The following is a 4,071-nucleotide window of genomic DNA, read 5'->3' on the forward strand; positions in this document are numbered from 1 at the left end:
ATCCACCCCCGTGCCCAGGGGCAGGTCCCAGTCCTCCATCTCGGTGTGCAGCGGCTGGAACGACCAGGCGATGAAGGCCGTGTAGCACCCCCGGCCGCGGGCGCGGCTCCGCGCCTGTGAGGAGCGCAGCTTGAGCAGGTGCTCGATCCGGTCCGCCCAGCTCTCCCCCACGCCGTACATCATGGTAGCCGTGGTCAGCAGCCCCGTTTCGTGCGCGGCCTCGTGGATCTCGAGCCAGCGGCCGGACTCGATCTTCTTGGGCGCGATCACGTCCCGCACCCCATCCACCAGGATCTCCGCCCCCGCCCCGGGCATCGAGTCCAGTCCCGCCTGGTGGAGCTGCCGCAGCACCTCGTCCAGCGGCAGCTTCGAGACGCGCGCGATAATCTCGATCTCCGAAGCACTGAAGCCGTGCACGTGGATCGGGTGCCGCTCCTTGATGTGACGCAGGAGATCCAGATACCAGTCCAGCGGCAGGTACGGGTTGTGCCCCCCCTGCATCAGGATCTGCACCGCGCCCAGCCCCTTCGCCTCGTCTATCTTCCGCCCGATCTCCTGGTAGCTCAGGACGTACGCCTCGTCGTGCTTCGGCCGGCGGTAGAACGCGCAGAATTTGCAGTCGGTGACGCACAGGTTGGTATAGTTGATGTTCCGGTCCACAATGTAGCTGACAACGTCGCCCGGGTGCCTGGCGGCGCGGATAGCGTCCGCGCGCGCAGCCAGCTCCAGGAGCGGCGTCGTCTCCAGCACCTCGAGCCAGTGGCGGATCTCACCGCCAAAGGGTCGCGACTCGAGCGACGCCGGCGTGTAGGGCTCGCGCTGCGAGCGGTGACTGGACCCGACCGCACCCGCCGCAGTCGGCTCGCGCCGCCGCGGAGCCATGAGGGACAGGATCGGAAGCCCGCCATTCCCCGAGCCGCCGCGCCGCCGCGCCGCCGCGTGGCGCGGGGACGCCGACCGGGGCGGCTGCGCATGCCGCGTCAGCCGCGCGCCCTCTGCCTCAGACAGCCCCGGCGGGCTCACGCGCCCCGCTGCCAGCTCGCCATCCGGGCCGTGGGTGAAGCCCTCCTCCGGGTTCACCATTCCTGAAGCTCCTGGTAGAGCGCGTCCCGCTCGACCGGGCGCTTCCCCGCGTCTCGGATGAGGCGAATGATCTCGGGGAAGGTCAGCCCCTGAGGCGTCTGCGCTCCGGCCTCGTGATAGATCTTCTCCCGCACCACAGTGCCCTCCAGGTCATCCACGCCGAAGTGCAGCGCGACCTGGCTCACCTTGGGCGTGTTCATGATCCAGTGCGTCTTGATGTGGTCGAAGTTGTCCAGAAACAGCCGCCCCACGGCCAGGCTCTTCAGGTCGTCGAATCCCGTGGTGGCCGTGCCTTGCCGCCCCAAAGCCGCGCCCAGCTCGTTGTGGTCCGGGTGGTACGCCAGCGGAATGTAGGTCAGGAACCCACGCGTCTCGTCCTGCAGCTCGCGCAGCATCGCCAGGTGCTCCATGCGGTCGGCGTACGTCTCCACATGACCGTACAGCATGGTGCAGTTGCTGGGAATCCCCAGCCGGTGCGCCGTGCGGTGCACGTCCAGCCACTCCTCGGCCGCCAGCTTGCGGTCCGCGATCGTCGCGCGCACCGCCTTCGAGAACACCTCCGCGCCGCCCCCCGGCATGGAATCCATCCCCGCCGCCTTCAGCCGGACCAGCACTTCCTCGACACTGCTCCGTTCGATGCGGGCCAGATGCGCGATCTCGACGGCCGTGAGCGCCTTGATCTCGACGCCCGGGTGCCGCTCCTTGAGTCCGCGGATCAGGTCTTCGTAGTAGCAGAGGCGCAGCTTGGGGTGCAGTCCTCCGACAATGTGGAACTCGCGGATGGGCGTGTCCTTCACCAGGTCCGCCTCCGCGAACGCCTCCTCCAGCGTCATGGTGTAGGCGCCTTCCTCCTTGGGCCGGCGGGCGTAGGAGCAGAAGACGCAGGTCGCGCGCAGGATGCAGACGTTGGTGGGGTTCAGGTGCTGGTTGGCGACGAAGAGGACGCGGTCACCGTTCTTGCCGCGGTTGACCCGGTCAGCCAGGGCGCCGATGGCCAGCAGGTCATGTGACCCGAAGAGGATGCGGCCGTCGTCCTGGCTGAGCCTCTCGCCGCCCAGCACCTTCTCCGCGATCGGCCAGAGCCTCCGGTCGCTCGGCTGGACGGTCAGTCCTTCTGTGAGCGCCGCGTCCATGCGCCGGTCCTCACTCGCCGGTCCAGCGGCGGAGCGCGAGAGAGACGTTGTGCCCGCCGAAGCCAAAGGAGTTCGTGAGCGCTACGTCCACCGGCCGCTCGAGGGGCTCGTTGTGCGCGTAGTTCAGGTCGCAGGCGGGATCGGATGTGCGGAAATTGATGGTCGGCGGGATGCGACCCGTGGCGCAGACCAGGGCGCTGATCACCGCCTCGACCGCGCCCGCGGCGCCCAGCAGGTGGCCGGTCATGGACTTGGTTGAACCCATCACCAGGCGGTACGCGGCATCGCCGAAGACCGCCTTGACCGCCAGCGTCTCGTTCAGGTCGTTGGCGGGCGTCGAGGTACCGTGCGCATTGATGTAGCCGACGTCGGCCGGCGCTAGGGCCGCGTCGCGCAGTGCCGCCCGCATGGCGATCTGTGCGCCCGCGCCCCCCGGCGCCGGCGCGGTCAGATGGTAGGCGTCCGCGCTCTGCCCGAAACCGATGATCTCGCCCAGCACCCTCGCGCCCCGGTTCAGTGCGTGTTCCAGCGATTCCAGGATCAGCGCGCCCGCGCCCTCGCCCAGGACGAACCCGTCCCGCGTGGCGTCGAAGGGACGGCTCGCCGTCTCGGGCGACTCGTTCCGCGTTGACAGCGCTTTCATGTTCGCGAAGCCAGCCACCGTGAGGGGCGTGATGGTGGCCTCGGTGCCGCCGGCGATCATGATATCGACCTCGCCGCGCTGCACGATGCGGAAGGAATCGCCCACGGCGTGCGCGCTCGAGGCGCAGGCCGAAACCGTGGCGTAATTCGGGCCGCGCGCGCCGTAGCGCATCGAGACCAGGCCCGGCGCAATGTCGGAGATGAACATCGGGACAAAGAAAGCGCTCACGCGCTGCGGCCCCCGTTCGATCATGACGCGGGTTTGCTGCTCGAAGGTGGCCATGCCGCCAATGCCGCTGCCGATTACGACGCCCAGGCGATCGCGGTTCACGCCCTCGAGCTGCGCGGCCAGACCCGACTGCTTCATCGCTTCGTCCGCCACCGCCACCGCGAACTGCGTGAAGCGGTCCGTGCGCCGCACCTCCTTCTTCTCCAGATAGCGCTCGGGATCGAAGCCTTTCACCTCGCAGGCGAAGCGGACATCGAACGCCTCCGTCGCCTCGAATTGGGTGATCGGACCCGCGCCGCTCACGCCCTCAAGAAGCGCGCGCCAGGTGGCTTCCACATCCAGGCCAACGGGCGTCAAGGCGCCCAGGCCCGTGATCACCACGCGATGCCCGCGATTGCTACGCGTCTGCATGCCACACCCCGAGCGTCAACTGTCCACCCCGCATGAGCCCCACTACGCCGCCTGGTGCTCCTTCAGGTAGCGGATGGCATCGCCCACCGTCTGCAACTGCTCGGCATCCTCGTCCGGGATCTCGATGCCGAACTCCTCCTCGAAGGCCATCACCAGCTCTACCGTGTCCAGTGAATCGGCACCCAGATCCTCCACGAACGAAGCCTCGGGCGTAACCTTCTCCGGCTCGACCCCCAGCTCGTTGACGATGATCTCCTTCACCCGCGCCTCGGTGTTCTCCGCCATGGTGCCCTCACGGTTGTGGTGTTACAGGAACATCCCGCCATCCACGACAATGACCTGCCCGGTAATGTAAGCGGCACCGGGACCGGCGAGAAAGCGGACCGCCCCCGCGACGTCCTCGGGCAAACCCAGCCGTCCCAGCGCGATCTGACTGCTCAGCTCCTCACGCGCGGCCGCGCCCAACCGCGCCGTCATCTCGGTCTCAATGAAGCCGGGCGCCACGGCGTTGCACAGGACGCCACGCGAGGCCAGCTCCTTCGCCACCGACTTGGTCAGTCCGATAAGCCCGGC

The 4,071-nt window shown here is 68.3% G+C and carries 5 protein-coding genes; all 5 read right to left on the reverse strand.

Going from position 1 to position 4,071, the window contains the following annotated elements:
* The coding region (locus HY703_04035; GenBank protein ID MBI4544345.1) for a CofH family radical SAM protein at nucleotides 1-882 on the reverse strand (882 nt) is incomplete at its 3' end.
* A gap of 194 nt (nucleotides 883-1,076) precedes the next feature.
* Nucleotides 1,077-2,216, reverse strand: coding sequence for an aminofutalosine synthase MqnE (gene mqnE, locus HY703_04040; protein ID MBI4544346.1), 1,140 nt, complete (start codon nucleotides 2,214-2,216; stop codon nucleotides 1,077-1,079).
* A gap of 10 nt (nucleotides 2,217-2,226) precedes the next feature.
* Nucleotides 2,227-3,498, reverse strand: coding sequence for a beta-ketoacyl-ACP synthase II (gene fabF, locus HY703_04045; GenBank protein ID MBI4544347.1), 1,272 nt, complete (start codon nucleotides 3,496-3,498; stop codon nucleotides 2,227-2,229).
* 42 nt (nucleotides 3,499-3,540) lie between these two features.
* Nucleotides 3,541-3,783, reverse strand: a complete 243-nt coding sequence (locus tag HY703_04050) for an acyl carrier protein (GenBank protein ID MBI4544348.1) — start codon at nucleotides 3,781-3,783, stop codon at nucleotides 3,541-3,543.
* Between the two features lie 21 nt (nucleotides 3,784-3,804).
* A partial coding sequence (locus HY703_04055) for an SDR family oxidoreductase (protein ID MBI4544349.1) occupies nucleotides 3,805-4,071 on the reverse strand: 267 nt, incomplete at its 5' end.

The organism is Gemmatimonadota bacterium (genome assembly GCA_016209965.1).
Lineage (GTDB): Bacteria > Gemmatimonadota > Gemmatimonadetes > Longimicrobiales > RSA9 > JACQVE01.